The sequence below is a fragment of the Paraburkholderia mimosarum LMG 23256 = NBRC 106338 genome, from assembly GCF_000739815.1.
GTDB lineage: Bacteria > Pseudomonadota > Gammaproteobacteria > Burkholderiales > Burkholderiaceae > Paraburkholderia > Paraburkholderia mimosarum.
Map to the genome: position 1 here is coordinate 300789 of NZ_BBJJ01000002.1, position 24933 is coordinate 325721.

25 protein-coding genes are annotated in these 24933 nt (G+C 67.8%); 4 read left to right on the plus strand and 21 right to left on the minus strand.

Annotated elements, in window-relative coordinates; translation table 11 throughout:
- Positions 1 to 28: 28 nt before the first annotated feature.
- The 8 genes from BMI01S_RS03430 to BMI01S_RS03465 all read right to left on the minus strand — a co-directional run bounded on the left by BMI01S_RS03430 (position 29) and on the right by BMI01S_RS03465 (position 9181).
- The gene (locus tag BMI01S_RS03430; RefSeq protein ID WP_042288261.1) at positions 29 to 1963 is read right to left on the minus strand and encodes a sensor histidine kinase; all 1935 of its coding nucleotides are present in this window, start codon (positions 1961 to 1963) and stop codon (positions 29 to 31) included.
- 245 nt (positions 1964 to 2208) lie between these two features.
- Complete coding sequence (locus BMI01S_RS03435; RefSeq protein ID WP_081715790.1) at positions 2209 to 3495, minus strand: dicarboxylate/amino acid:cation symporter; 1287 nt, start codon at positions 3493 to 3495, stop codon at positions 2209 to 2211.
- A gap of 300 nt (positions 3496 to 3795) precedes the next feature.
- Positions 3796 to 4683, minus strand: a complete 888-nt coding sequence (locus tag BMI01S_RS03440) for an ABC transporter permease subunit (protein ID WP_028229993.1) — start codon at positions 4681 to 4683, stop codon at positions 3796 to 3798.
- Entirely contained in the window at positions 4680 to 5471 is a 792-nt protein-coding gene (locus tag BMI01S_RS03445; RefSeq protein WP_028229992.1) for a taurine ABC transporter ATP-binding protein, read from the minus strand. Before BMI01S_RS03445 ends, BMI01S_RS03440 begins: the two co-directional genes overlap by 4 nt.
- A gap of 34 nt (positions 5472 to 5505) precedes the next feature.
- A complete protein-coding gene (tauA, locus tag BMI01S_RS03450) occupies positions 5506 to 6588 on the minus strand; it encodes a taurine ABC transporter substrate-binding protein (protein ID WP_081723309.1) in 1083 nt (360 codons plus the stop codon).
- A gap of 238 nt (positions 6589 to 6826) precedes the next feature.
- Positions 6827 to 7816: a lipoyl synthase gene (gene lipA, locus BMI01S_RS03455; RefSeq protein ID WP_028209277.1), complete on the minus strand. Its 990-nt coding sequence runs from the start codon at positions 7814 to 7816 to the stop codon at positions 6827 to 6829.
- Positions 7817 to 7829: 13 nt separating this feature from the next.
- On the minus strand, positions 7830 to 8744 hold the full coding sequence (gene lipB / locus BMI01S_RS03460; protein WP_154671135.1) for a lipoyl(octanoyl) transferase LipB: 915 nt from the start codon (positions 8742 to 8744) through the stop codon (positions 7830 to 7832).
- Between the two features lie 110 nt (positions 8745 to 8854).
- Positions 8855 to 9181, minus strand: coding sequence for a DUF2917 domain-containing protein (locus BMI01S_RS03465; RefSeq protein ID WP_028209276.1), 327 nt, complete (start codon positions 9179 to 9181; stop codon positions 8855 to 8857).
- Positions 9182 to 9282: 101 nt separating this feature from the next.
- On the opposite strand from BMI01S_RS03465, the gene BMI01S_RS03470 reads away from it, so the two are divergent.
- Positions 9283 to 10260 (plus strand): transcriptional regulator GcvA, encoded by a 978-nt coding sequence (locus tag BMI01S_RS03470; RefSeq protein WP_028229990.1) that lies wholly within the window; start codon positions 9283 to 9285, stop codon positions 10258 to 10260.
- Between the two features lie 79 nt (positions 10261 to 10339).
- Here the strand turns inward: BMI01S_RS03470 and BMI01S_RS03475 are convergent, their stop codons facing one another.
- From BMI01S_RS03475 to BMI01S_RS03525, 10 genes are all read right to left on the minus strand, one after another.
- On the minus strand, positions 10340 to 10624 hold the full coding sequence (locus tag BMI01S_RS03475; RefSeq protein ID WP_028209274.1) for a DUF493 family protein: 285 nt from the start codon (positions 10622 to 10624) through the stop codon (positions 10340 to 10342).
- A gap of 2 nt (positions 10625 to 10626) precedes the next feature.
- Positions 10627 to 11607 carry a D-amino acid aminotransferase gene (locus BMI01S_RS03480; RefSeq protein ID WP_042288264.1) on the minus strand — a complete coding sequence of 327 codons (981 nt, stop codon included), beginning with the start codon at positions 11605 to 11607 and terminating at the stop codon, positions 10627 to 10629.
- Complete coding sequence (locus BMI01S_RS03485) at positions 11604 to 12821, minus strand: D-alanyl-D-alanine carboxypeptidase family protein (RefSeq protein ID WP_028229989.1); 1218 nt, start codon at positions 12819 to 12821, stop codon at positions 11604 to 11606. Before BMI01S_RS03485 ends, BMI01S_RS03480 begins: the two co-directional genes overlap by 4 nt.
- A gap of 292 nt (positions 12822 to 13113) precedes the next feature.
- The gene (locus tag BMI01S_RS03490) at positions 13114 to 13755 is read right to left on the minus strand and encodes an alpha/beta hydrolase (RefSeq protein ID WP_028229988.1); all 642 of its coding nucleotides are present in this window, start codon (positions 13753 to 13755) and stop codon (positions 13114 to 13116) included.
- A gap of 37 nt (positions 13756 to 13792) precedes the next feature.
- Positions 13793 to 14119: a (2Fe-2S) ferredoxin domain-containing protein gene (locus BMI01S_RS03495; RefSeq protein ID WP_028209271.1), complete on the minus strand. Its 327-nt coding sequence runs from the start codon at positions 14117 to 14119 to the stop codon at positions 13793 to 13795.
- Positions 14120 to 14316: 197 nt separating this feature from the next.
- Positions 14317 to 15699, minus strand: a complete 1383-nt coding sequence (locus BMI01S_RS03505) for a VanZ family protein (RefSeq protein ID WP_244145282.1) — start codon at positions 15697 to 15699, stop codon at positions 14317 to 14319.
- Positions 15700 to 15793: 94 nt separating this feature from the next.
- On the minus strand, positions 15794 to 16492 hold the full coding sequence (locus BMI01S_RS03510) for an ABC-type transport auxiliary lipoprotein family protein (protein WP_081723306.1): 699 nt from the start codon (positions 16490 to 16492) through the stop codon (positions 15794 to 15796).
- Between the two features lie 26 nt (positions 16493 to 16518).
- The gene (locus tag BMI01S_RS03515) at positions 16519 to 17484 is read right to left on the minus strand and encodes an MlaD family protein (RefSeq protein WP_028209268.1); all 966 of its coding nucleotides are present in this window, start codon (positions 17482 to 17484) and stop codon (positions 16519 to 16521) included.
- A gap of 58 nt (positions 17485 to 17542) precedes the next feature.
- On the minus strand, positions 17543 to 18460 hold the full coding sequence (locus BMI01S_RS03520) for an ABC transporter ATP-binding protein (RefSeq protein ID WP_042288267.1): 918 nt from the start codon (positions 18458 to 18460) through the stop codon (positions 17543 to 17545).
- Positions 18457 to 19590, minus strand: coding sequence for an MlaE family ABC transporter permease (locus tag BMI01S_RS03525; protein WP_028229984.1), 1134 nt, complete (start codon positions 19588 to 19590; stop codon positions 18457 to 18459). The genes BMI01S_RS03520 and BMI01S_RS03525 overlap by 4 nt, the downstream gene beginning before the upstream one ends.
- 357 nt (positions 19591 to 19947) lie before the next feature.
- On the opposite strand from BMI01S_RS03525, the gene BMI01S_RS03530 reads away from it, so the two are divergent.
- The 3 genes from BMI01S_RS03530 (at position 19948) to BMI01S_RS03540 (ending at position 21958) form a co-directional block, all read left to right on the plus strand.
- A complete protein-coding gene (locus BMI01S_RS03530; RefSeq protein WP_028229983.1) occupies positions 19948 to 20859 on the plus strand; it encodes a biotin--[acetyl-CoA-carboxylase] ligase in 912 nt (303 codons plus the stop codon).
- Positions 20856 to 21647 carry a type III pantothenate kinase gene (locus BMI01S_RS03535; RefSeq protein WP_028209264.1) on the plus strand — a complete coding sequence of 264 codons (792 nt, stop codon included), beginning with the start codon at positions 20856 to 20858 and terminating at the stop codon, positions 21645 to 21647. Before BMI01S_RS03530 ends, BMI01S_RS03535 begins: the two co-directional genes overlap by 4 nt.
- Before the next feature lie 71 nt (positions 21648 to 21718).
- The gene (locus tag BMI01S_RS03540) at positions 21719 to 21958 is read left to right on the plus strand and encodes a hypothetical protein (protein ID WP_028209263.1); all 240 of its coding nucleotides are present in this window, start codon (positions 21719 to 21721) and stop codon (positions 21956 to 21958) included.
- Positions 21959 to 22129: 171 nt separating this feature from the next.
- Here the strand turns inward: BMI01S_RS03540 and rfaE2 are convergent, their stop codons facing one another.
- From rfaE2 to BMI01S_RS41835, 3 genes are all read right to left on the minus strand, one after another.
- The gene (gene rfaE2, locus BMI01S_RS03545; RefSeq protein ID WP_028229982.1) at positions 22130 to 22621 is read right to left on the minus strand and encodes a D-glycero-beta-D-manno-heptose 1-phosphate adenylyltransferase; all 492 of its coding nucleotides are present in this window, start codon (positions 22619 to 22621) and stop codon (positions 22130 to 22132) included.
- Positions 22622 to 22757: 136 nt separating this feature from the next.
- On the minus strand, positions 22758 to 23627 hold the full coding sequence (locus tag BMI01S_RS03550; protein ID WP_028209261.1) for a ferritin family protein: 870 nt from the start codon (positions 23625 to 23627) through the stop codon (positions 22758 to 22760).
- Positions 23628 to 24054: 427 nt separating this feature from the next.
- A partial coding sequence (locus tag BMI01S_RS41835; RefSeq protein WP_042288270.1) for a patatin-like phospholipase family protein occupies positions 24055 to 24933 on the minus strand: 879 nt, incomplete at its 5' end.

Sequence of the window (24933 nt, forward strand, 5' to 3'; positions counted from 1 at the left end):
TTTCACAAGCCCGCTTCACAAGCTCGCTTCACAAGCCCGCCGCACGCGCCGCGCTCGCGGCGTCCGCGCGGGCGCGGCGCAGCGTCAGCACGAAGCGCGCGCCGCCTTCCGGTGCGTTGCTCGCGGTGAGCGAGCCGCCACAGTCGCGTGCAATCGACGAGGAAATCGCGAGCCCGAGGCCGAGCCCCTGCCCCATCTCCTTCGTCGTGAAGAACGGCTCGAAGAGGCGCGGCAAGACCTCCTCGGGAATGCCGGGACCATTGTCGCGCACGGCGATCTCGAGCGTCGCGGCGCTCGCCTGCACCTCGATCGCAATGCGCGGCGACGGCACGCCCGCCACGGCGTCGAGCGCGTTGCCCACCACGTTGATGAGCACCTGTTCGAGCCGCAGGTCGTCGCATTGGGCGCTCAGGTCCGGATAGTCCGCGTCGGGATCGAGCGGCGCGGCCGGCGCGCCCTCTTCGAGCAGCGTGAGATCCACGCGCACGCCGTCGAGCCGCTTGCCGAGCAGCGCAAGCGAGTTGCGCAGCGCCCGGGCGACCGGTGCGCGCGCGCTCCTGGGCCGCGCGCGTCCGACGAACAGCTTGAGCTGATTCACGATCTTGCCCATGCGCTCGGTGAGCGAGGCGATCGCCTCCAGATTCTCGGTGGCCGCGGCGTACTGGCCGCGCTCGAGAAATACGCGCGTGTTGTCCGAGAAGCTGCGCAGCGCGGCGAGCGGCTGGTTCAGCTCGTGCGTGATGCCCGCCGCCATCTGGCCGAGCGCGGCGAGCTTGCTCGCCTGGATCAGTTCGTCCTGGGTCGCGCGCAGCTCGGCTTCGGCCCGCGTGCGTTCCGCCACCTCGCGCTGCAGGCGCTCGTTCGCCTGCGAGAGATCGGCGGTGCGCTCGGCCACGCGCTCGTTGAGCATGGCATAGGCCTTTTGCAGCATCGCGCGGCTGCGCATCACCTCCTTCACGCGCGCGCGCCGCATGCGCCAGTAGAAACCGAGGAGACACAGCGAAACATAGCCGAAGCCCGTCATGATGGTCGCATTGCGCGAGGCCTCGAGCACCGGGCCGATCGACGACATCGTGACGAGATGCCAGTCGGGCTCGCCGAGCGAGCGGCGCGTTTCCAGGTAGCGCGGCGCGCGGATGCCCGCGCCCATGCGCACGATGTCGGCGTCGCCCGGCAGCACGCGCTCGACGCTCGCGGGCAGCGGCGCGATCGGCTCGCTCGCGTACTGGCGCGTGGCGTCGATCGAGGCGATCACCGCGGGCGGCAGCGGCCGCACCGTGCGGTACTTCCACGCGGGCACCGAGGAGAGAAAGATCACGCCGTGATCGTCGGTGACGAGGAGCGGCTCCGAGGCATCCGTGCCCGGAAACCATTCGAGATTGAGCTTCACCACCGCCACGCCGACGATCTTGCCGTTGCGCCGCACGGGCTGCGAGACGTAGTAGCCCGGGTCGTGCGAGATCGTGCCGATGCCGAAGAAGCGGCCCACGCGGCCGTTCATCGCGTCGATGAAATACGGACGGAAACGGTAATCGGCGCCGACGAAGCTATCGGGATCGCGCCAGTTGCTCGCGGCGATGCTCAAGCCGTCGGCACGGATGATGTAGGTCGTCGTGGCGCGCGCGTGGCGGTTCACGTCTTCGAGATAGCGATTCGCAGCGGCCACCCACTCGGGCCGCTGGTCGACGAGCACGTCCTGCACGACCGGATGCTCGCCGACGATGTACGGCAGCGAGTCGTAGCGCTCGAGCGTGCTCTTGAGCGACGCCGCGGTACGGTCGCCGCGCACGGCGGCGTTGCGGCGCAACTGGTCGATACCGCTCTGCCACGTGAGCGCCCAGGTGAGCGCGCAGACCGCGACGAGCCCGGCAGCGAGCGCGAAGAGGATGATTAGGCGGCGCGTCACGTGAGCGGCTTCCAGACAGTGGAGGGGTCGAGGCGGATGAGGGAGATTGTGGCACACGGCCGCGCCGTAGCGTCCGGGCGGGACGGCTGGCTTCTGGCGCAGGCGGGCAACGTGAGGCAAAGTCGGACGGGAAGCGCAAAAACGGGCGACGCGGACGCAGGGGAAACGGCGCGCCGCCCAGCGGCCCGAGCCGCGAAAGACACATCGAAACATCGTCGGGCGGCGCGCGCCTCCCTGGCTTGAGCGCACCCCCGCAAGGCGGGCAAGGCGCGCCATCGGCAGCGCGCTCCGCCCAGCGCGGCTTATGCGCCTGCGCTTTCCTTCACTTGTTCCACATCGCCGGAGAGCACGGCGCGCAGCTTGCTGCGGTCGAGCTCCTTCTCCCACGCCGAGACCACGACCGTCGCCACGCCGTTGCCGACGATGTTGGTCAGCGCGCGGCACTCGCTCATGAAGCGGTCGATGCCGAGAATCAGCACCATCCCCGAGAGCGGAATGGTCGGCACGACGGCAAGCGTTGCCGCGAGCGTGATGAAGCCCGCGCCGGTCACGCCGCTCGCGCCCTTCGAGGTGAGCATCGTCACCGCGAGCAGCGTGAGCTGCTGCGTCCACGTGAGGTCGGTGTTGGTCGCCTGGGCGATGAAGAGCACCGCCATCGTCATGTAGATGTTGGTGCCGTCGAGGTTGAACGAATAGCCGGTCGGCACCACGAGGCCCACCACCGAGCGCGAGCAGCCAAGGCGCTCGAGCTTCTGCATCAGTTGCGGCAGCGCCGATTCCGATGAGCTCGTGCCGAGCACGATCAGCAGCTCTTCCTTGATATAGGCAACGAAGCGGATGATCGAGAAGCCCGTGAAGCGCGCGATCGCGCCGAGCACGACGAGCACGAACACGATCGACGTGAGATAGAACGTGCCGATCAGCTTGAGCATCGGAATCAGCGAGCCGACGCCGTACTTGCCGATGGTGAACGCCATCGCGCCGAACGCGCCGATCGGTGCGAGCTTCGTGACGATCTTCACGACGCCGAACAGCACGCGCGACACGCCGTCGATGAACTCCGTCACCACGCGGCCGCGCTCGCCCAGTTGCGTGAGCACGGCGCCGAACAGCAGCGCGATCAGCAGGATCTGCAGAATTTCACCCTGCGCGAACGCCGACGTGATCGTGTCGGGAATGATGTGCATGAAGAAGTCGACGGTGCTCTGGCCGTGCGCCTTCTCGGCGTAGCTCGCCACGGCCTTGGCGTCGAGCGTGTGGACGTCGACGTTGAAGCCCGCGCCCGGCTTGAGCACGTGCGTGGCGATGAGGCCGAGCACCAGCGCGAAGGTCGAGACGATCTCGAAGTAGAGCAGCGCCTTGCCGCCCACGCGGCCCACCTTCTTCATGTCCTCCATGCCGGCGATCCCGGTCACGACGGTACAGAAGATGATCGGCCCGATCACCATCTTGATGAGCTTGATGAAGGCGTCGCCGAGCGGCTTCATGTCGATGCCGAGGGCGGGCCAGTAATGACCGAGGATCACGCCGATGACGATCGCCACGATCACCTGGACGTAGAGGACTTTGTGGAGAGGTTTCTTCACGATGGTTCCTGCGAATGAGTTAAGCCAATGGCCGCGCACTTTCGAGCGCCATGCCGCGACAGGTCGAAACGGGGGATCAGCGAAACCGGAAGATGGGATCGGACATCGGCTGTCTCCTTGATTCTTTTTTTTGTCGCGGCCGGGGTTGGCCGCGCATATCTATTAGCAAGGTCGATGCCAGCGCGCGCCCGCAGGCGCGGCCTTGATTTATAAGGATTTTTTGTGGTCGCGCGCGGGCGCCCTTATGGATTTCCGGAAATCCACCCCGGGGGCGTATGGCTTTCCGTAAGGATCAGCCGGGCGTCAGCCGCGCCCCTTCCACGGCACGAGCCGCTTCTCGAGCGCGCGCATGCCCAGGTCGAAGCCCCAGGCGATCAACCCGATCAGTACGATGCCCATGACCACGACGTCGGTGCGCAGGAAGCTCGACGCGTTGAGCACCATCTGGCCCAGGCCCGCCGTGGCGGCGACCATTTCGGCAGCCACGAGCGTGGTCCAGCCAAAGCCGATGGCGATGCGCAGGCCCGTGAGGATCTCCGGCAGCGCGGCGGGCAGCACGACGAAGCGCACGATCTGCGCGAAGCCGCCGCCGAGCGACGCCGCCGCGCGGATCTGCTCGACGCTCGCGCTCCTTGCGCCGGCGCGCGCCGCCATCGCAATGGGCGCAAAGCAGGCGAGCCAGATCACGACGATCTTCGCGGTCTCGTCGATGCCGAACCAGATCACCACGAGCGGCAGGTAGGCGAGCGGCGGCAGCGGCCGGTAGAACTCGAGTGGCGGATCGAGCAGGCCGCGCGCGATGCGCGACACACTCATCAGAATGCCGACGGGAACGGCCGTCACCACGGCGAGCAGGAACGCGCCGAACACGCGCAGCGCGCTCCAGAGCAGGTGCTCGGAGAGCGGCAGTCCGCCCTGAATGCGGCCATGCCAGGCGTCGGTGAAAGCTTGCCAGACGGCTTCGGGTGTCGGCAGGAAGAGCGGCGGCAGCCAGTGCAGATGCGTGGCGAGCCACCAGAGCAGCGCAAGCGCCGCGACCGAGGCCGCGCTCAGCGCCGCCGTCGGGCCTTCACCCGGCATGCGCCAGACTGTCGAGCGCGGCATTTGCGCGGCGCGCGCATCGTCGGTTCGGCGCGCTGCGCGCGGTGCCTCAGGCGCGACGTCTCTCAACGATTCCTGCGGCACGCTCATGCTGCCTCCGCATCGGCGTGCAGCAAGTCCACCAGCCGCTCGCGCCACGCGATGAATTCCGGCGACGACTTCACGGCGCGCGCATCGCGCGTCGCGAGATACTGCCGCGCGAACGGCACTTCGTACTCGCGCTCGATGCGGCCCGGCCCCGGCGTCATGACGACGATGCGCGTCGCCAGAAAGAGCGCTTCCTCCACGCTGTGCGTGATGAAGAACACCGTCTTCTGCGTGCGCGCCCAGACGTCGAGCACGAGCGTCTGCACCTGCTCGCGCGTCATGGCGTCGAGCGCGCCCATCGGCTCGTCCATCAGCAGGATCTGGGGGTCGCTCGCGAGCGCGCGCGCAATACCCACACGCTGCTGCATGCCGCCCGAGAGCGCGTACACGCGCTCGCGCGCCTGCGCCTCGAGACCCACGAGCGCAAGCTGCTCGCGCGCGATGCGCTCCCTTTCGGCCTTCGGCACACGCCGAAAACGCAAGCCAAGCGCGACGTTCTCCAGCACGTCGAGCCACGGCAGCAGCGCATGCTTCTGGAACACCACGCCGCGCTCCGCGCCCGGCCCCTCCACGCGCGCGCCGTTCACGCGCACCTCGCCCTGTGCGGGCTCGATAAAGCCCGCGATGCAGTTGAGCAGCGTGGTCTTGCCGCAGCCCGAGGCGCCGAGCGCCACGACGAACTCGCCGCTCGCCACTTCGAGGTTCACGTCCGCGAGCGCCACGTTGGGCGCGGCGTCGCGGCGCGCGCCTTCGTAGACGACGGTGAGATCGCGGATCGCGAGCGCGCTCATGCCAGCCCCCCTTTTGTCAGTGCGCTCAGTGCGCTCAGTGCGCGGCGACGCGCTGCACGTACTGCGGATCGACGCCCACCGAGTAGTCGGGCAGCACATTCTGGATCGTGCCCTGCTGCTTGAGGAAGGTCGCCGTGGCGAGCAGCGACTGCGCCGCCCCCGATTGCGCGCCGCCGCCCAGCCATTGCTTCGAGGCCTGCTCGGCGGGCGTGGGGAACGCGTAGAGCGCGAGGCTCGCCGGGACTTCGGCGGCGTTCGCTCCGGACTCCTTCGCGACGGCCTGCACCTGCGGCGAGGCGGCATTCCAGGCGGTGCGATGCGCGATGTAATCGGCATCGGCAGCGGCGAGCACCTTCACGAACTTCGCGACGAAATCGCCGTTGTCTTTCGCGAAGCGTCGGTCGACCACGAAGCCGTCGAACGTCGCCTTGCCCGTGGCCTTCGCCACCTGGCCCGACGTGATGAGCACCTTGCCGTTCTTCTTGACCTGCGCGAGCACGGGATCCCAGATGTACGTGGCGTCGATGTTGCCGCGCTGCCAGGCGGCCGCGACTTCGGGCGGACGCAGATTGACGATCTTAACGTCGGCGGGATTCACGCCCGCGTTCTGCAGCGCGACGAGCGCGTGAAAGTGCGAGGTCGAGACGTACGGCACGCCGATCGTCTTGCCCTTGAGACCCGCGATGCTCGTGACGCCCGAGCCGTCGCGCGCGACGAGCGCTTCGGCGTCGTTGATGTTGTCGAGAATCCAGAAGAGCGAAAGGTCCACGCCTTGCGAGAGCCCCGCCGCGATCGGGCTCGAGCCGGCCTCGCCGAGCTGCACGGAACCCGAGGCGAGTGCGCGGATCACGTCGGCGCCGCTAGCGAGCTTGCGGTAGGTGACCTTGTAGCCCGTCTCCTTCTCGACTTCGCCCGTTGCCTGCGCGTAGCGCCACGGCACCACCATGTCCTGATACGCAATCACGACCTCGTGCGTTTGCGCATGTGCGTGCGGTGCGCCGAACACGGCGGCGAAGCAGGCGGCGGCGAATGCAAAAGCCAGCAAACGGGGACGGTGCTTGAGTGCATCGCCGCCAAAGGCGGCGGAACGCGGCGAGGTGGGAACGCGAAGGTTCATCGAGAGACTCCGGCGGAACGACGTTCGAGTGAAGGAAGGTTCCGACTATAGGGAGTCTCGCGGCGCGCGGTTCTAATTTATCCGCGTTAGCTAATGACGCCGCTGGAGCATTGCTTTTCGTGCGGGAGTGGATCGTGCGATCGATACGTGGGCCCTGCTATCCGGGTGCCAGCGCACAAACGAAAAAGCCCGCTTTTCAGCGGGCTCCTCGTTGCATGCGTGCAAGAACGCGCGTGGCTTAAACCACCCCCGCCCCATGCGCCTGCACATCGGCGTGATAGCTCGAACGCACCATCGCGCCGACGGCCGCGTGCGTGAAGCCCATCTTGTACGCCTCTTCCTCGTACATCTTGAACGTGTCGGGATGCACGTACGCACGCACCGGCAGGTGGTGCTCCGAAGGCTGGAGGTACTGGCCGATCGTCAGCATGTCGACGTCGTGCGCGCGCAGGTCGCGCATCACCTGAAGAATTTCCTCTTCGGTTTCGCCGAGGCCCACCATCAGGCCCGACTTCGTCGCGACTTCGGGATGCAGCGCCTTGAAGTCCTTGAGCAGCTTGAGCGAGTGCGCGTAGTCCGAACCCGGGCGCGCTTCCTTGTAGAGACGCGGCACCGTTTCGAGGTTGTGGTTCATCACGTCGGGCGGCGCCGCGTTGAGGATCTCCAGCGCGCGGTCGAGTCGGCCGCGGAAGTCGGGCGTGAGAATCTCGATACGCGTTTGCGGCGACTGCTCGCGCACCTGGCGGATGCACTCCACGAAGTGACCGGCGCCGCCGTCACGCAGGTCGTCGCGGTCCACGCTCGTGATCACCACGTACTTGAGCTTGAGCGCGCCGATGGTGCGCGCGAGGTTGGCCGGTTCGTCGGCGTCGAGCGGATCGGGGCGGCCGTGGCCGACGTCGCAGAACGGGCAGCGGCGCGTGCACTTGTCGCCCATGATCATGAACGTCGCGGTGCCCTTGCCGAAGCACTCGCCGATGTTCGGGCAGCTCGCTTCCTCGCACACGGTGTGCAGGTTGTGCTCGCGCAGGATGTTCTTGATTTCGTAGAAGCGCGAGTTGCCCGTGGCCGCCTTCACGCGGATCCACTCGGGCTTCTTGAGCTTCTCGATGGGAACGACCTTGATGGGAATGCGCGAGGTCTTGGCCTGCGCCTTCTGCTTTGCGGTGGCGTCGTAGGGAACGGCGTCGGCGTTGGTGCCAGCGGGGTTCGCAGTGATGTCAGTCATGCTTTCGATCCAGTCAGGCCGCCGGTGCAACGCCAGCCTGCGGTTGCGGCGGTTCCCCGCCGGAGACGGCCGATACGGCCGGTTGCATCGCGGCCGCGCAAGCGGCCGCTTCGTTTTCAGCCGCACCTGCGTCGGGGGTCGCCCCGGCCGCTCCGTCTGAAGGGTCTGCGGCAGCCGCTTCGGCTACCAAACGAATTGTTGCTGCGTGCGCCGCGAGATTCGCTTCCAGCCGCGCCGCCAGCGTCGCGGCCACATCGCGCCAGCTCGCCGCTACACCGAGCGTGGCCATGTCGACGGTTTCGAGCCCGGCATATCCGCACGGATTGATCGCGAGAAATGGGCTCAGATCCATCGACACGTTCAGGCTCACGCCGTGATAGCTGCAGCCGTTGCGAATCTTCAGCCCGAGGGCGGCGACTTTCGCGCCCTTATGCGCGGCGCTCGCGCCGCTGGCGTCTTGCGGCACGTAAATGCCGGGCGCGCCCGCCTTGCGCTCGCCCGCGAGATTATACGCCGCCAGGGTTTCGATCACGGCGTCCTCGATGAGCGTGACGAGCTCGCGCACCATGAGCTTGCGGCGCCGCAGATCGAGCAGCAGGTAGGCCACCACCTGGCCCGGCCCGTGATATGTGATCTGCCCACCTCGATCGATCTGCACGAGCGGAATGCCGCTGTTGGCCACGAGCAGGTGCTCGGGCTTGCCTGCCTGACCCAACGTAAAGACGGGCGGATGCTCGACGAGCCAGATTTCGTCGGGCGTTCCGGCGTCGCGGGCGGCCGTGAACTCGCGCATGGCGTCGAAGCTCGCTTGATAAGCCTCGTTGCCGCGCCAGCGCACGACGATGGGGGAAAGTGGCGTTTGAGGAGCGGCCGCGGGCATGCCGGGGTCGGAAGGACTTTGCGAGGGTGAAACTAGCGTGGCGCACATGATCTCGCGAGTTTACCGAATTCGGGACAAGCGCGCCGGGCATGCTGCGGATAACGGCGGCGGCGGGTTGCCTTCCCGCCGCCGCGATTTTGAAACGGTCCGCTACGTCCTCAAACGGTGCGCCAGCCGTCGCCGATATGAACGCCCGCGCGTTGTGCGGCGCGCGCTGCCCAATCGACCAGGCGCTCGCTCACACGCGCAGGCGCGGCGAACGCAACCCACGCGGGGGCGTTGCCTTCCGCGCCGATCCACAGCCGCTCGCCGCGCCGCAGCCGCAGCGTATGGCCGGGCTCGAGCCAGTAATCGGCGGTGTCGTCGCTGCGCGTGACCCATACGGTGCCGCACCGCACGGTCAGACGCGTGCTGCGCGTCACGCGCACCGAAGCCATGTGATCAGCCGCCACTTCAAACGTGATATCCGAAGAAATTTCTCTCATTTTCGCCTCCGAACGACCTGCTCTCATGGCTACAATCGTACGTACCATAAGGGCTAGAGCCAAACGATCAATTTTCACGGCTATGTGAGAAAAAATACGATATGGATCTGCGCCAGTTACCTGCGCTCAATGCGCTCAAGGCCTTCGAAGCCGCCGCCCGCCACGAAAGCTTCTCGCGTGCTGCCGACGAACTCTTCGTCACGCACGGCGCCGTGAGTCACCAGATCCGCGCGCTCGAAGCCGAACTGGGCGTAGCGCTCTTCGCGCGCGACGGCAAGCGCGTGCGCGTGACCGACATCGGCCGCCGCTACGCGGGCCAGGTGCGCGATGCGCTGAGCCAGCTCGCGCACGCCACCCAGGAGATCCGCGCCGGCGACCGCGACCGGCGGCTCGTCGTTTCGATGCTGTCGTCGTTCGCCGCGCGCTGGGTCACGCCGCGCATCGGCCGTTTCATCGAAGCGCATCCGCAGTGGGACGTCGAGCTGCAATCGACGAATTCGCTCACCGACTTCGCGCGCGACGACGTCGATGTGGCCATCCGCTTCGGCTACGGCCACTATCCGGGGCTGCACGCCGAACTGCTGCTCGACGAGATCTTCTTTCCCGCCTGCTCGCCCGATTTCAACGGCGGCAAGCTGCCCGTCGACCCGCACGAACTGGCGAGCCTGCCGCTCCTGCGCTCCGACGACGAACTCTGGCGACCGTGGTTCGACGCGGCGGGCCTCGCGGATCTGCCCGAACCGAAGCGCGGCGTGCTCTACCAGGACTCGTCGAACCTGCTCCAGGCGGCCATGGACGGCCAGGGCATCGCGCTGGTGCGCCGCTCGCTGGCCATGCACGAGATCACGCTCGGGCGCCTCGTGCGCCTCTTCAAGGACATCGACGGCCCGAGCCCGTGGCGCTACTACTTCATCTGCCCGCCGCAGCGCATGCAGACCGAGCGCGTGCAAGCCTTCCGCGACTGGGTGTTCGACGAGGTCGCACGCTTTCGGCGGCTCTACGAGGACGCCTGCGAGGCGGGCCCGCTCATCACGGCCGCCGCGGCGGCGCAACGCGCGCGCGCGGGCGACGTGCCCTGAAAACCGCAGACGTGGACGTGACAAGGGCCGCTCATGGCGGCCCTTGTCGTTTGAATCGCAGCCAGCGAAGCGCGGCCGCTTACAGCACGATCTTCACCATCGGATGCCCGGTGAGCGCGCGATAGATGTCGTCGAGATGCGCCTGGCTCGTCGCGCGCACCGTCACGGTAAGGCCCGTGTAGTTGCCGCCGCTCGACGGGCGCGACTCGATCGTCGTCGCGTCGAAGGCGCCGTCGAACTCGCGCAGCACGGTCACGATGGTGTCCTGGAATTCCGGATGCGTCTTGCCCATCACCTTGATGGGAAAGTCGCACGGAAATTCGATCAGCGATTCTTTCGCCTCGGGGTTGCCTGTCTGGGCCATATTCATTTCTCCACTTCCTGTAGCTCGGCGGCGGTTGTGTGCAGCGCCTGTGCCTGTAACTGCGACTGCGCTTCGCGTTGCTTCTCGCGCTGGTATGCCGCATAGAGCGCGGCGTAGACCGGGCCCGGCTTGCCGTCGCCTACGGGCTTGCCGTCGAGCGAGACGACCGCCAGCACTTCCTTCGTCGCGGACGTCAAGAGAATCTCGTCCGCTTCGCGCAGTTCGGCCTCGGCGACCTCACGCGCTTCGAAGCGCACGCCGCATGCTTCGGCCAGCTCCTCGATCAGGCCGTAGCGGATGCCTTCGAGAATGCGGTTGCTGCGCGGCGGCGCGAAGAGCACGCCGTCCTTCACGACCCACACGTTCGACGAAGACGCCTCGGTCAGCCAGCCGTCGCGCAGCTGGATCGTCTCGAACGCATCGTTTTCCGCCGCGTGCTGCGCCATCAGCACGTTGCCGAGCAGCGAGGTCGACTTGATGTCGCAGTTGAGCCAGCGCTTGTCCTCAGCGGTGACGCAGCGCACGCCGCGCTCGCGCTGCGCGTTCGCGGGCAGCTTGAGCGGGTTGACCATCGCGAACACGGTGGGCGTGGCCGCCGCCGGGAACGCATGGGCGCGCGGCGCGACGCCGCGCGTGACCTGCATGTAGACGTTGGCGTGCCCATCGCGCGCAAGCGCGCCCGCCGCTTCGTTCGCCTCGATGAGACGCGCGATCAGCGCGCGCCAGCCCGCTTCGTCGAACGGATTCGCCATGCCGACTTTCTCGAGCGAGCGCGCGAGCCGCGCCAGATGCTGCCCGATGCGAAACGGCACGCGCACGCCGCCTTCGCCCTCGCCTTCGCCAACGGCGAGCACATAAACGGGCACGACCTCGTAGATGCCGTCCCCGAAGAGGAAGCCGCGATCGAGCACGGGAATCCGCGCTTCGGACAGCGGCGTGAGCTCGCCGTTGAGCCAGACGAGCGGCTCGGCAATGCCGGTCATCCCTTCTTCTTGTTGACCATGAGCATCAACGAATCCCACACGCGGCCGACGATGCCGGCCTGCGGCACCGCTTCGAGCGCGACGAGCGGAATCTGCGCGAGCACCTTGCCGTCCGCGCCGACGAACTTCGCGGTGCCGACCTGCTGACCGACCGTGAGCGGCGCGATCAGCGGGCTGTTGAGTTCGACCTGCGGCTTCGCCTTGTCGGCCGCGCCCTTGGGCAGCGTCACGAACTGGTCCTTCTGCACGCCGACCTTCACGGCGCCGAGCGTGCCCTTGTAGACGCGCGGCGTGGCAACGGCCTGGTTCGCCTGATAGATGCGTGTCGTGTCGTACGCGCTATAGCCGTAGTTCAGCATCTTCATGCTGTCCTGAACGCGGTCGTGCTCCTTCTGCTCGCCCATCATCACGGAGACGAGACGGCGGTCGCTGCCGCCCATCATCGGACGCTTGGCCGATGCGATCAGGCAGTAACCCGCCGCCTGGGTGTGGCCGGTCTTGAGACCGTCGACGGTCGGGTCGATCCACAGCAGGCGGTTGCGGTTCGGCTGCTTGATGTTGTTGTACTTGAACTCCTTGACCGAGAAGATGCCGTAGTACTCGGGAAAGTCGCGGATCAGGCGCGCGGAGAGCGTGGCGAGGTCGCCGGCCGTCGTGTAGTGCTGCGGGTCGGGCATGCCGTTCACGTCGGCGAAGTGCGTGTGCGCCATGCCGAGCTTCTGCGCCTCGGCGTTCATCAACGTGACGAAGTTCGACTCGCTGCCGCCCACGAGTTCGGCGAGCGCGATGGCGGCGTCGTTGCCCGACTGCACGATCATGCCGTACACGAGGTCATGCACCGACACCGGCTTGTTCGCTTCGATGAACATGCGCGATTCGGCGTTCGTCACGCGGCGTACGGCTTCGCTCGGCGTGACGATCTGATCCATCGTGATCTTTTTCGTCTGCAGCGCCTCGAACACGAGGTACGCGGTCATGAGCTTCGTGAGCGACGCGGGCTCGACGCGCTCATCGGCGTTGCCGGCGGCGAGCACCTGGTTCGCGGTGGCGTCGACGAGCACCCACGAACGCGCGTTCACCGCGGGCGGCGGCACCTGCGCGAACGCGCTCGCGCTGGCGAGCAGCGTGGCGGGCAGGAGCGCTGCGAGCGTGGCGTTGCGGACGAGGGAAGGGGAAACGAAAGAAGACGGCTGGCCGGAGGAGAGAAAACGCATAGGTTCAGGTCGGGCTGAATGGGGACGGGATGAACGTAGCGCGCCATGCGGCGCACGGTCGGTGAAAGCCGGAAAGCTCGTGCCGCGCGGCGCGGATGGCGCACCGCAGCAAGCACAAAATTGGCGAACATTATACGCGTCGCTTCGTGGCGAATTTTCGCGATGTCACACGTTTGCGCGTACCTGTCGTGCATTTTTCACGCATTTCGCCGGCATACGGGCGATGACGAACCGCTTGCATTGCGACCCTGAATTGCGTGATCCGGCGTGATTTCGGGGCGAGGAGCAGGCCTCAGCGCCAGGCGTCCACGATGATGCGCTTGAGAATGTGCAGCTTGCGATGCAGGAAATGCTCTGCCCCCGGAATGACGACGATGGGCAGCTCCTGCGGACGCGCCCATTCGTATACCGAGAGAATCGGCACGGTCTCGTCGAGTTCGCCGTGAATCACGAGCGTGTCCTCGCGCACGGGCGCGACTTCCCAGCGGCTCGCCGCGGTGCCGACGAACACCATGCGCTCGATCGCGCCGCCCGTTTCGAGGTAGCGCTTCGCGACGTGCGAGAGCACGAAGGTGCCGAACGAAAAGCCGGCAAGCACGAGCGGCGCGTGCGCCTGGCCCGCCTGTTCCACTTGCGCGCGCATGTACGCGATCAGCGCGAGCAGGTCGTCCTGTTCGCCGATGCCGTTGTCGTGCGTGCCCGCCGTTTCGCCGACACCGCGAAAGTTGGAACGGTAGGTCGTGTAGCCGAGCTGCACGAGCGTGCGCGCGAGCGTTTGTGCGACCTTGTTGTCCATCGTGCCGCCAAAGAGCGGGTGCGGATGCGCGACGAGCGCGATGCCGCGCGGCGTCGTGCCGGCCTCGGGCACGTCGAGCGCGCATTCGATCTTGCCGACGGGACCGTCGATCTGGAATTTTTGTGTCTGGGCGTTCATCGTTCGGCAGTCCTTGCGGGTCGTGCTTTCAGGGGCATCAGCGGTCGATTTTCAGGCGCTCGACCACCTGGCCGTTCTGCAGATGCGAGACCACGATTTCGTCGATGTCGCTCTCGTCGACGTAGGTGTACCACGTGCCTTCCGGGTACACGACGACGGTCGGGCCTTCCTCGCAGCGGTCGAGGCAGCCCGCCTTGTTGATGCGCACCTGGCCCGGCCCGGCGAGGCCAAGCTGCTTCACGCGCTTTTTCGCGTATTCCTGCATGGCCTGCGCGTTGCAGTTCGCGCAGCTCGGGCGGTCCGCGCCGGGCTCGCGCTGGTTCAGGCAGAAAAAGACGTGGTACTTGTAGAACGAATCGGTCATGACATGGGGTACCGGTGAGTGTCGTGCAGCGAAGGCCGGCTCCCTGAAAGTGAGCGGCCGCCCTGAGACAGTGCGTTGGCATGGCGATGGCCGCGAGCGCGGCTGCGCGGCGATGCGCTCGATTATAACGAGCGCGGCCGGAATGCTCCGGCACGCCCAGGCCGGCGTCGCGCGCGCCGACAGGGGCTAATGGGAACTCATGCGCCCTTGCGGGCGCCCTTCGCGGCCTTGCGCGCGCGCCGGATGAGCCACGCGCGTTCGAGCGAGAACGCGGTCCATGCGAGCGCGGCCCAGGGCCAGGTCCACGCCAGCCAGCGCGCGAGCCCGTTGAAGTGCAGATAGCGGCCCTGGCGCCAGTCCGCGAGCACGACGTCGAAATACGGGTTCACGGGCAATACGTTCACGAGGACGAGGGCGACGGCGAGCGCGAGCGTCGCTGCCGCGGCGCGCGCGGCGCGCGGCAGGCGCAAGCCGAGGATCGCGAGCAGCGTCCCGAACACCAGCCCGGCGAGCGCCCCTGGCGTCGCCCAGTCGAAGATGAGCCCGCTTTGCGATTGCAGGAAGGTAGCGCCGACCTTGACGATGAGCGTGGCCGCAATGAGCACCATCACGAGTCGCGCGCGCGGCGCCCGCGAACGCATGGGCAGCGTGGCGAACGCCGCCGCGCCGAAGAGGTTGAGCGTCGCGACGATCGCCTCCCAGCCGCTGTCGGGCAAGCACGCCGCGAGCATGTCGGGCAGCGAGCGCAGATGCCAGGCGGCCGGCGTCCACGCGAGCACGGCGTCCTGCATCGAGCCGTCGAGGCGCTGCCACAGCGCGCGCGGCCACTCCCCGAGGCCGAACAGGCGAGGCGTGGGGTACATCGTCGCGAACGGCCAGAGCGCCGCCAGCACCATCAGCACGGGCGCATCGCGCTCGAACCAGCGAAAGCGCAGCCGGCGCAGAAAGCCGCGCTCGAGCAGCGCGCCGGTGGCGGGCGCCGCGACGAGCGCGCCCGCCAGCGCCCCGAGCGCGTTGGAGGCGAGATCGAGGTTGGACGCGACGCGCGTGGGCAGCCAGGTCTGCACGGCCTCCATCACGCCCGAGAGCAGCGTGCCCGCAACGGCGGCGAGCAGCACCGCGAGAAGCCCGCGCCAGCGCGGCCAAGCGGCAAGCACGACGAGCGCGCCGAACGGCATGTACCCAAGCACGTTGGTGACGACGTCGAATACGGTCCAATAGCGCGGCCAGGGATCGCCGAGGTAGGCGAAGGGACCGAGGCCGAGCGAGCGCCACCCGGAGAACGGATACCACGAGCCGTAGACGATCAGCGCCGCGTAAAGCGCAAGCGCCTGGCGCGCGAGCGTCGAGCCCTGGCTCGCGATTGGCTCACGGGCAGCGCCCGGCGGAATCGACGATGGGAAACCCGCTGGCGTGGCGGCATGCGCAGCGTCCGGTGCGCGCGAGCCGCCGCTCGAGGTCGAGCCGTGCCTTTCGCCCGCGCTGCGCTCACCGCCGCCGTTTTTGCCACCCTCGTCGCCGCCCATCCCGTGCCGTCCGCCGTGCGGTGCGTGCAACCTCAGCCGTCCCGCTTCGATCATGCCGCTATCCCACCGCCTTGCCCGCCGTTGCCCCCGCCGTTGCCCTCCGTTGCCGCGCCGCGCGCCGTCCTTGCGCGGCGCAGGTGTGCCGCCATCAAGGCGTGCCCGCGAACGACTGCGCGCTCAACCACGCGCCCAGCTGGTTCGCGAAATCGTCGCTGGCCGTCTGCAGCGCGCGCACGCCGCCGGCTGCGTCCGGTGTGCTCGCCGGGGCGCGCGTGACGAACGAGCGCTGCGCCAGCACCTTGCCGCCCTGCAGAAGCGTCGCGCGGGCGGACAGGACGCCCGAGCTTTCGGTCGGGCTCTCGAACACCTGCTCGAACTCATAAAGCTCGACCTTGAGCAGCGGCGCCTGCACGGCGTCGGAGCCCGAAAGCACCGTTGCCTGCGCGCCTAGCGAGGTGCGCAGACGCTCCGTGAGCAGCCGCGCGGGCGACATCGTCCAACGGCTGTTCGCGTAGCGCGCCATGCGCTGCGAGTCGAAGTTCATCCGGTAGAGGATGCCGTCGTTGTCGAGCGGCGGCGGCGCAATCACACCCAGCACCTTCAGCGGCGGCTTCGCGCCCGAAGCGGCGGGAGCGGCGGGGGCAGCGGGCACGCCCTGCGCCGCCTGCTCACGCTGCGCCGACTGCAGACCGAGGTCGTAGCGAATGTCGGCGACCGTGCCCGCGTTGCCCGCGCAGCCGGCGAGGAACGCGCCGAGCGCTAGCGCTCCCAGCGCGGCCTGAAGCCTGGCGCGGCCGCTCGGGGCGGCGCGTTGCGTCGATGGTGGCAGGCGTGATGTCCGTGGCATTGCGGTTCCTTCTTTTTGCTGATGACCTACTTCGCCGCAGAGGTGGCAGGCCAGGTGAAGCCGGGTTCGCCGGGCCCCGGCATGGGCTGCGCCGCGCCGCCGAACAGCACGCTGCGCGGGTTCGTGCTGAACGTGTCTGCCGCGCGGTCCACGGAGCGCATGGCCGAGCGCACGTCTTCGGTCAGCGAATCGACGCGCGGCAGTGTGTCGTAACCCACGCGCGCCGAAAGATTCCCGATCGAGGCGTCGATCGAGGTGAGCGCCGCACCGGCCTGGGCCGCCGCGGTGCCGGCCTTGTTCAGGTTGGTCTGGAACGGCCCGTCCGGGCGGTTCATGCTCGTCACGAGCGCGTTGGTCGAGTGCAGCGTGCGCTGCAGCTCGGTCACCGCGCCCGGCAGCTGCTTCGTGGTGGGCTCGAGCTGCTGGGCAAGCCCGTTCACGCTGCTCGCGGCCTGCTGCAGGCTGTTGACGGCCGCCATCACCTGTTTGCGGTTGTCTTCGGACAGCATCGCGTCGATGTCGCCGGCAATGCGGTCGAGCTTGCGCAGGAGCGCGTCGCCGCGGCGCTGGAGCTGGTCGAGCAGGCCCGGGCGCAGCGGGAGTTCCGCCACGTGCGCCTCCGAGGAAATCAGCGGCGAGAGGTCGAGGCCGTTGTCGTCGAGCTGCACGAAGGCAATGCCCGTCACGCCCTGCAGCTGGAGCGTGCCGAAGGTGGAGCGCGTCATCGGCGCCCTCTTGTCGACGAGGATGCGAATGCGGATCGTGCCGGGCCGCTTCGCATCGAATTTGATCGACTGCACCTTGCCCACGTCGATGCCGCGATAGCGCACCGCCGCGTCCGGCGACAGCCCCGTCACGCTCGAACGCGAAATCAGGTCGTACGGCACGCGCACCGCACGGTCGGCGCTGAAGAACACGACGGTCAGCCCCACCACGATCAGCAAGCCTATCGTGAACATGCCCGCCCAGAACGCATGCGGTTTGTTTTCCATCGTCAGATTCCTTCGTTGGCGGCCGTGGCGCGCCGCCAGGGGTTGGCGTAAGCGGGCCCTAGCACGGCTTGATTCCCACGGCGGCCGGGGCCAGCGCCGCCGGCGGCAGGTTCGCGCGCCGCTCGGGCGGCAGCGCCTGGAGCGCACGCCGCCCGCGCATGCCCAGAAAATATTCGCGGATGAACGGATGATCGACGCACGCCGCCTCCTCCACGGGCGCCGCCACGAGCACCTTGCGCTCGGCGAGCACGGCCACGCGCGTGGAGAGCGCGACCATGGCGTCGAGGTCGTGCGTGACCAGCACGACGGTGAGTCCGAGCGCGCGGTGCAGCGTGCTGATGAGTTCCACCACTTCGTCGGAGGAGCGCGGGTCGAGGCCGGCCGTCGGCTCGTCGAGAAAGAGCAGCTCCGGCTCCAGCACGATCGCGCGAGCGAGGCCCACACGCTTGATCATGCCGCCCGAGAGCGCGGCGGGCATCTTCGAAGCGTGCTTGCACGGCAGCCCGACCATTTCGAGCTTGAGCATCACGATGTCGCGCATCAGGCCGGCCGGCACCTTGCCGAGCTCGCGCACCGGCTGCGCGATGTTGTCGAACACGGTGAGCGACGAGAACAGCGCGCCTTGCTGGAACAGCATGCCGGTGCGCGTGCGCATGAGGCGCGCGCGCTCGGCGTCGATGGTCGTGATGTTCTCGCCGAACATCTTGATGGTGCCCGAGGTCGGCTTCTCGAGCCCGAGGATCTGGCGCACGAGCGTGGTCTTGCCCGAGCCCGAGCCGCCCACCAGCGTGACGATCTCGCCGCGCCGGACCTCGAGGTTCAGATGCTGGTGGATGATGTTGCGCCCATAGCGCTTCGTGAGGTCTTGCACCTCGATCACCGGCTCGCCGATCGCGGGCAGCGGCAGGTCCTGCACGACCTCCCGCAGCGGCGTGGTGAGCGTGCCGGTCGTCTTCGTCGCGGTAATCGTGCTCATGACAGCCCCACGTTCTGGAACAGGATCGCGAACACGGCGTCGGCGAGGATCACGATCGTGATCGACGTGACGACCGAGGTGGTCGTGCCTTCGCCCAGGCTCTGCGAGTTCGCCTTGATGCGAAAGCCGAAGTGACAGCCCACGATCGCCACCAGCATGCCGAACGCCACGCCCTTGCCGAGGCCAATCCAGAGGTTGGCGATCGGCACGACGCTGGGCAGCGAGCGGAAGAACCACGAAATGTCGATGCCCAGCACGATCTTCGCCGCGATTGCGCCGCCTAGCAACGCAATGATGTCGGTCCACATCACGAGCAGCGGCATGGCGACGCCGAGCGCGATCACGCGCGGCAGGATGAGGCGCAGGCCGTGCGAGATGCCCATCACGCGCATGGCGTCGAGTTCCTCGGTCACGCGCATCACGCCAATCTGCGCGGTGATGGCCGAACCCGAGCGCCCCGCCACGAGAATCGCCGAAAGCACGGGCCCCAGTTCGCGAATCACGGCAAGACCCAGGATGTTGACGATGAACTGGTTCGCGCCGAACAGCATCAACTGCTGCGCGGAGAGATACGACAGCACGACACCGATCAGGAACGCAACGAGCGCCGTGATGGGCAGCGCGCGCGCGCCGGCGTTGTAAACGTTCGCGGAAATCTCGATCCAGGGCGTGAGCTTCGGGCGGCGCAGCACGAGCAGCAGATCGAGAATCACGCGCCCGAACATGGCGATGCCGCCGTACAGGTGGTCGAGGAACGAGAAGATCCCGAGGCCGAGCTGCGTGACCGGATCGACGCGCACGATGCGCTCGACAGGCTCGCGCACGGAATCGAGCAGCGCGATGCGCTCGAAGATGTCGCGCTGCGTTTGCGTGAGATCGACGAGGTCGACGGGCAGCTTGTGGCCCCAGATGTTCCAGAGCGCCTGGCCGCCGACGTGGTCCATTCGCTCCACGCGCGAGAGATCCCATTCGCCGACGTGCTCGTCCGCGAGCGCGCGAAGACGCACCGCCGCGCCGCCGTGATCGCGGTCGCGCGCGAGCGCGAGCGCCGTCCACTGGCCGGACAGGCGCACGGTCTTTCCGCGGGTGCCGGCGGAGACTTCGAGGCCGGGCGGCGTGTCTTGATTCAAGGGCGAGGACTCGACGAACGGGTGAGCAAACATTGTAGCGAACGCGCCCCGTTTCGTCGGTCCGGGCGCGCACGCCAACAGAGGGAATGACGGCCGAACTGTGGGTAACGTTCTGGATAACTTGTGGATTGCCTGTGGGTGAGCTGTGAATTGCCTGCAAATTAATCAATTTGCGCGGAAATCGGCTGCGAGAGCAGGCCGCCGAGCCTGTGGATGATTACGTGGATAAGCTGTGGGCGGCCTGTGGGTTTGTTGTGGACGAGCGACGAGCCGCACGCATCTCGAACTGCGGAGAGCGGCCCAAACCCGCCGCAAGCGCTGCTGCCCGCCCCCCACCCACCCACTACAATATGAGACATGAATGCGACGCCCCCCACCCCCGATACTCCGAGCGCCGGTGACTGGCGCATCGACCGCAACCGCGCGATCACGCTGTTCGGCCCGGCCGCGCACGACTGGCCCATTGAGATCGTCGAGGAGACCGGCTCGACCAACGCCGATCTGATGGCGCGGCTGAAGGCGCTCCCGCAGAAACCCGACGCGCTCGCGCGCCCGATCGTGAGAGTGGCCTACCTGCAAACGGCGGGACGCGGGCGGCGCGGGCGCACATGGGTTGCGCAGCCCGGCGACGCGCTGCTGTTCTCGATCGGCTGCGTGCTGCCGCGCCCGATCGAAGGTCTCGCGGGCCTGAGCCTCGCCGTCGGCTCGGCGCTCGTGGACGGCCTGCGCACGCTGCCCGTGACCGCACCCGGGCAGATCGCGCTCAAGTGGCCGAACGACGTGCTGCTCGAAGGCGACAAGCTGGTGGGCATCCTCGTGGAGACGGCCTGGAGCACCGCCGACGCCACGGCGGTCGTGATCGGCATCGGCACGAACGTGCGCGGCGAAGACGCGCTCGCGGCCAGGGTCGAGGCGCTCAACGCCGCGGCAGGCAGCGCGGCGGCCGTGCCGGGCACGACGCCCACGGCGCTCTCGCGCGCGTGGCCGAACGCCAATCTCACCGACACACTGGCGGCGGAACTCAACGCGCTCGAAGCCGCGCTGCAACGCTTCGGCGCGGCGGGCTTCGCGCCCTTCCAGGCGCGCTGGAACGCCTGCCACGCCTACGCGGGCCGCGAGGTCGCCATCTACGAACAGGGCAAGGAACTGCTGCGCGGCACGGCGGCCGGCGTGGACGAGCGCGGCCAGCTGCTCGTCGATACGCCGAACGGGCGCGAGACCGTCACGACCGGCGACGTGTCGCTGCGCCTCGCGGACGGCGGTGCATGAGTCGCGGCCCCCACCTCCTGATCGATGCAGGCAACAGCCGGATCAAATGGGCGCTCGTCACGCAGGACGGGTCCAGACTGCATGCGGGCGCGATGGATCACGTGCACGAGGACGCCGGGCAACCCGACGCCGCAACCGGCCCTGATGAATGGTCCGCGCTGCCGCGCCCTGGCGGGGCATGGATTTCAAATGTCGCTGGCGCGTCGGTCGGCGAACGCCTCGGCACGCTGATCGATGCACATTGGCCGGGCCTCCCGCGCACCGTGGTGCGGGCCTGCGCGCAGCAGTGCGGCGTGACGAACAGCTATGCCACGCCCGACGCGCTCGGCAGCGACCGCTGGGCGGGCATGATCGGTGCACGCGCCGCGTATCCGGGCGAGCCGCTGCTGATCGCGACGTTGGGCACGGCCACCACGCTCGAAGCGCTGCGTGCCGACGGCACGTTCGTCGGCGGCATGATCGCGCCGGGCTTCACCCTGATGATGCGCTCGCTCGGCGAGCACACCGCGCAGCTGCCCGTGGTCGCCGGCGGCGTAGCCGACGCGCCGCATCCCGGCATCGCCTTCGCCACCGATACGCGGCGCTCGATCTCGGCGGGCTGCGCGCTCGCGCAGGCGGCGCTCATCGAGCGCGCCTGGGCCGATCTGCAGGACGCGTGGAAAATGCCGGTGCGGCTCGTGGTGAGCGGCGGCGCGGCGGCGGAAGTGACGGCGGCCCTCAAGGTGCCGCATACTCGGCACGATGCGCTGGTGCTCGCGGGCCTCGCGCTCATCGCGGCGCAGTCCTGACGGGCATGCCGCTGTCGCCGGGTCTCAAGGCTGGCCTCTGGAAATGAACGACTTCGAAGGAGCTTCACACGATGCTGCGCTGGCTGATCGCCATTCTGATTCTCGCCAACGGGCTGGCCTTTGCCGCCATTGCCGGCATGTTCGGCCCCACGCCCTCGTCGGGCTCGCGTGAAACCCAGCACCTGAACCGCCAGATCCACCCCGAGCGGCTCTCGGTGAAGGCCATCCGGCCGTCGGAATCGGCCGATGTCCCAACCGTCGGCGGCCCGGTGGCGGCCCCGGCCGTGCAGGCGTCGAACCTCGCCCAGTAAGCGCGAACTCACGCGCCTACCGTCCTCGAACGTCCTCCAACGTCCTCAAACGTCCTCAAGCGCGGCCCTCAAGCGCGACCGGCCGGAGATCGGGCGCGCCCATGCCCCGGGCGGCCCGGCCTCCGGCCGGTTCGCATCGTCCGCCCGCAACGCGCGGACGTCTGCCGGAACCTACTGCGAACCTTCCTGCGCGCGCACCTTCTGCAGCAGCTTGGTGGTCGAGCGGTCGTGCTCGAAAGGAATCGCGAGCGCGCGGCCGCCCCAGCCGCGCACCAGCGCCGACTCGGGCAGCGAGTCCATGGCGTAGTCGCCGCCCTTCACGAGAACGTCCGGGCGCACGGCCTCGATCAGTTCGACGGGCGTGCGCTCGCCGAACTGCACCACCCAGTCCACGCTCTCCAGCGCAGCGAGCAGCGCCATGCGGTCGTTTTCGTTGTTGATGGGTCGGTCGTCGCCCTTGCCGAGCATCCTCACCGAGGCGTCGCTGTTCACGCCGACGATCAGCGTGGCGCCCAGCGCCTTGGCATCGGCGAGATAGGTGACGTGCCCGCGATGCAGGATGTCGAAGACGCCGTTGGTGAACACTACGGGGCCGGGCAGCGAGGCGCGCAGTTGCGCGAGCGCCTCGCGGGTCGTGATCTTGCGTTCGAAGGAAGCGGGCATGGAAGGAGACTCGGATAGAAAACAGGCGCCGACCGGACGAAGGAGGGCCGCCAATGAAAACGGCCCGTCACGCGTGTAGCGCTTCGGGCCGTCCCGGTCGCGGCGCGCCACTGCGGGTGCGCACGCGAGAGGCGCGTCAGGCCGGCTGCTGCGAGCCCTGCTCGGCCTGCAGGCGCTGCACCACTTCCTTGCGATAGCGGTTCAGTTCCTGCGCCGTGCTGAACGTGCGCTCGAACAGGATCGAGAGGTTGTGCAGAATACGCTCGACCACCTTCTTTTCCCAGCCGTCGTCGAAACGGATCTGCTCGTCGAGCCAGCGCTCGAGCCATTCCGGATCGGGCAGGCGCGACTGCACGGTGTCGCGCGGGAACAGCGCCTGGTTCACGTGCAGGTTCGTCGGGTGCAGCGGCTTTTCGGTGCGGCGCGCCGAAGCCATGAGCACGCCGATCTTCGCAAACGCCGCGCGCGCGACGTCGCCGAAGTTGTTGAGCGCCTTCTTCATGTAGCGCAGGTACGCGCCGCCATGGCGCGCTTCATCGCGCGAGATGGTTTCGTAGATCGCCTTGATGACCGGTTCCGTGTGCCATTCGGCGGCACGGCGATACCAGTGGTTCAGCCGGATTTCGCCGCAGAAGTGCAGCATGAGCGTTTCGAGCGGCGGCGCCGGATCGAACTCGAAGCGCACGGCGTGCAGCTCTTCCTCGGTCGGCACCATTTCCGGCTTGAAGCGGCGCAGGTACTCCATGAGCACGAGCGAATGCTTCTGCTCTTCGAAGAACCACACGCTCATGAACGCCGAAAAGTCGCTGTCGTGATGGTTGTCGCGCAGAAACATTTCGGTGGCCGGCAACGCGGACCACTCGGTGATCGCGTTCATCTTGATGGTCGCGGCCTGCTCGTCGGTAAGGAGCGACGCGTCGAACTTGTCCCAGGGAATGTCCTTTTCCATGTCCCATCGGACCGATTCGAGCGATTTGTAAAGTTCCGGATAAAGCATCGTGTTCATAGTCCCGCCCCTGATCTGCGCCAACGCGCGCATGACGAATTCGTAGCGTGCCGGGGAGCCGCGCAAGAAGCGGCCGTCCAGGCAAAAGCATTTAATTTTACGCGGTATCCGGCTCTCTGGACGCGATCTCGCGATGGGGAACGCCCGGGCGTTGCCCTGCGACAATCCAGCCAACCGGAAGATGGAAGGCGCCGTCGTGGATTCTGGGTAGTTGCTCCGTGCCTCGAACCCGGCCGCCTGATACCGCTGATCACTACCGATAACCGCTTGTCTGCCAGACGTTGCTGCGCTTTTGGTGCAGCGCGCCGTGCAACCGGCGAGGCCCGCGAGGCGTCGTGGCAACCCGACTGCGGCGATGCGCCGCAAGGCCATCGCAACTCCCACAAAAGGCCGGAAAAACCTTACACAATAATAGCATGCCGGTCTTTCAGCTCCGCCGCAGCGCAAGATCGTCGATCAGGCCGTCCGCCGGAGCTTTGAGCCAAGTCAAAAGAACGTCACGTTGGGCTAGCGTATCGCGATAACCAAGCTCGATTAGCTCGCTGGTGAAGTCCCGCTCGAAGAGCAAATAGCTCGCAAACGCGGCACCCGACGCACGGTTGCCGCCCATGGCGCCCAACAGCATGCGCACCGAACGCGGAAGCTGTCCCAGGTGGCGCGCGGCGATCAGCTCGATACGCTCGCTCGGCGCAATCGCGAGCACGTCCACATGCCGCCAGCCGCTTTCCGGCGCCACCGTGTGCGGCAACTGCAGCACCATGCGGTTCACGTGCTCGACGCGCTCGATGTCGGCGCCGAGCGAATCGAGGAACACGCTCGCGAGCACCTGCTGGCCGATCTGCGCGAGCGTCGGGTAGGCCTCGATATCGGGGCGCGCGGGCGGCACTTCCGGTGTCGGCGCGGCCGCGCCCAGCACGACGATGCGCTGCGCGCCGAAGTGGATGGCGGGTGAAAGCGGCGCGATCTGCCGGATCGAGCCGTCGCCGAAATATTCGTGGCGGCCGTCGAGTTCGAGGCGCACCGCCGGGAACAGGTACGGAATCGCCGCCGAAGCGAGCAGGTGCCTGGGCGTGAGCGCCACCATGCGCGCCGTGCGCTGCGCGCGCCGCCACGCGGTGATCGGCTCGCTGGCCTGGTAGAACGTGACGTGCCGCCCCGACGAATAGCTGAGCGCCGTGACGGCGAGCGCGAAGAGCAGCCGCTCGTCGAGCATTTGCTCGATGCGGTGGAAGTTGAGCGTTTGCGGGAGCATCCGCGCGAGCGGCGTGCTGTCGAAGAGGGTGCGCGGCGCGGCGCGCGCGCCCAC

Coding starts and splice junctions, on each gene's coding strand:
- BMI01S_RS03440 (WP_028229993.1), bottom strand. CDS start 4,683: ATGAGCGTGCCGCAGGAATCGTTGAGAGACGTCGCGCCTGAGGCACCG.
- BMI01S_RS03445 (WP_028229992.1), bottom strand. CDS start 5,471: ATGAGCGCGCTCGCGATCCGCGATCTCACCGTCGTCTACGAAGGCGCG.
- tauA (WP_081723309.1), bottom strand. CDS start 6,588: ATGAACCTTCGCGTTCCCACCTCGCCGCGTTCCGCCGCCTTTGGCGGC.
- lipA (WP_028209277.1), bottom strand. CDS start 7,816: ATGACTGACATCACTGCGAACCCCGCTGGCACCAACGCCGACGCCGTT.
- lipB (WP_154671135.1), bottom strand. CDS start 8,744: ATGTGCGCCACGCTAGTTTCACCCTCGCAAAGTCCTTCCGACCCCGGC.
- BMI01S_RS03465 (WP_028209276.1), bottom strand. CDS start 9,181: ATGAGAGAAATTTCTTCGGATATCACGTTTGAAGTGGCGGCTGATCAC.
- BMI01S_RS03470 (WP_028229990.1), top strand. CDS start 9,283: ATGGATCTGCGCCAGTTACCTGCGCTCAATGCGCTCAAGGCCTTCGAA.
- BMI01S_RS03475 (WP_028209274.1), bottom strand. CDS start 10,624: ATGGCCCAGACAGGCAACCCCGAGGCGAAAGAATCGCTGATCGAATTT.
- BMI01S_RS03480 (WP_042288264.1), bottom strand. CDS start 11,607: ATGACCGGCATTGCCGAGCCGCTCGTCTGGCTCAACGGCGAGCTCACG.
- BMI01S_RS03485 (WP_028229989.1), bottom strand. CDS start 12,821: ATGCGTTTTCTCTCCTCCGGCCAGCCGTCTTCTTTCGTTTCCCCTTCC.
- BMI01S_RS03490 (WP_028229988.1), bottom strand. CDS start 13,755: ATGAACGCCCAGACACAAAAATTCCAGATCGACGGTCCCGTCGGCAAG.
- BMI01S_RS03495 (WP_028209271.1), bottom strand. CDS start 14,119: ATGACCGATTCGTTCTACAAGTACCACGTCTTTTTCTGCCTGAACCAG.
- BMI01S_RS03505 (WP_244145282.1), bottom strand. CDS start 15,699: ATGATCGAAGCGGGACGGCTGAGGTTGCACGCACCGCACGGCGGACGG.
- BMI01S_RS03510 (WP_081723306.1), bottom strand. CDS start 16,492: ATGCCACGGACATCACGCCTGCCACCATCGACGCAACGCGCCGCCCCG.
- BMI01S_RS03515 (WP_028209268.1), bottom strand. CDS start 17,484: ATGGAAAACAAACCGCATGCGTTCTGGGCGGGCATGTTCACGATAGGC.
- BMI01S_RS03520 (WP_042288267.1), bottom strand. CDS start 18,460: ATGAGCACGATTACCGCGACGAAGACGACCGGCACGCTCACCACGCCG.
- BMI01S_RS03530 (WP_028229983.1), top strand. CDS start 19,948: ATGAATGCGACGCCCCCCACCCCCGATACTCCGAGCGCCGGTGACTGG.
- BMI01S_RS03535 (WP_028209264.1), top strand. CDS start 20,856: ATGAGTCGCGGCCCCCACCTCCTGATCGATGCAGGCAACAGCCGGATC.
- BMI01S_RS03540 (WP_028209263.1), top strand. CDS start 21,719: ATGCTGCGCTGGCTGATCGCCATTCTGATTCTCGCCAACGGGCTGGCC.
- rfaE2 (WP_028229982.1), bottom strand. CDS start 22,621: ATGCCCGCTTCCTTCGAACGCAAGATCACGACCCGCGAGGCGCTCGCG.
- BMI01S_RS03550 (WP_028209261.1), bottom strand. CDS start 23,627: ATGAACACGATGCTTTATCCGGAACTTTACAAATCGCTCGAATCGGTC.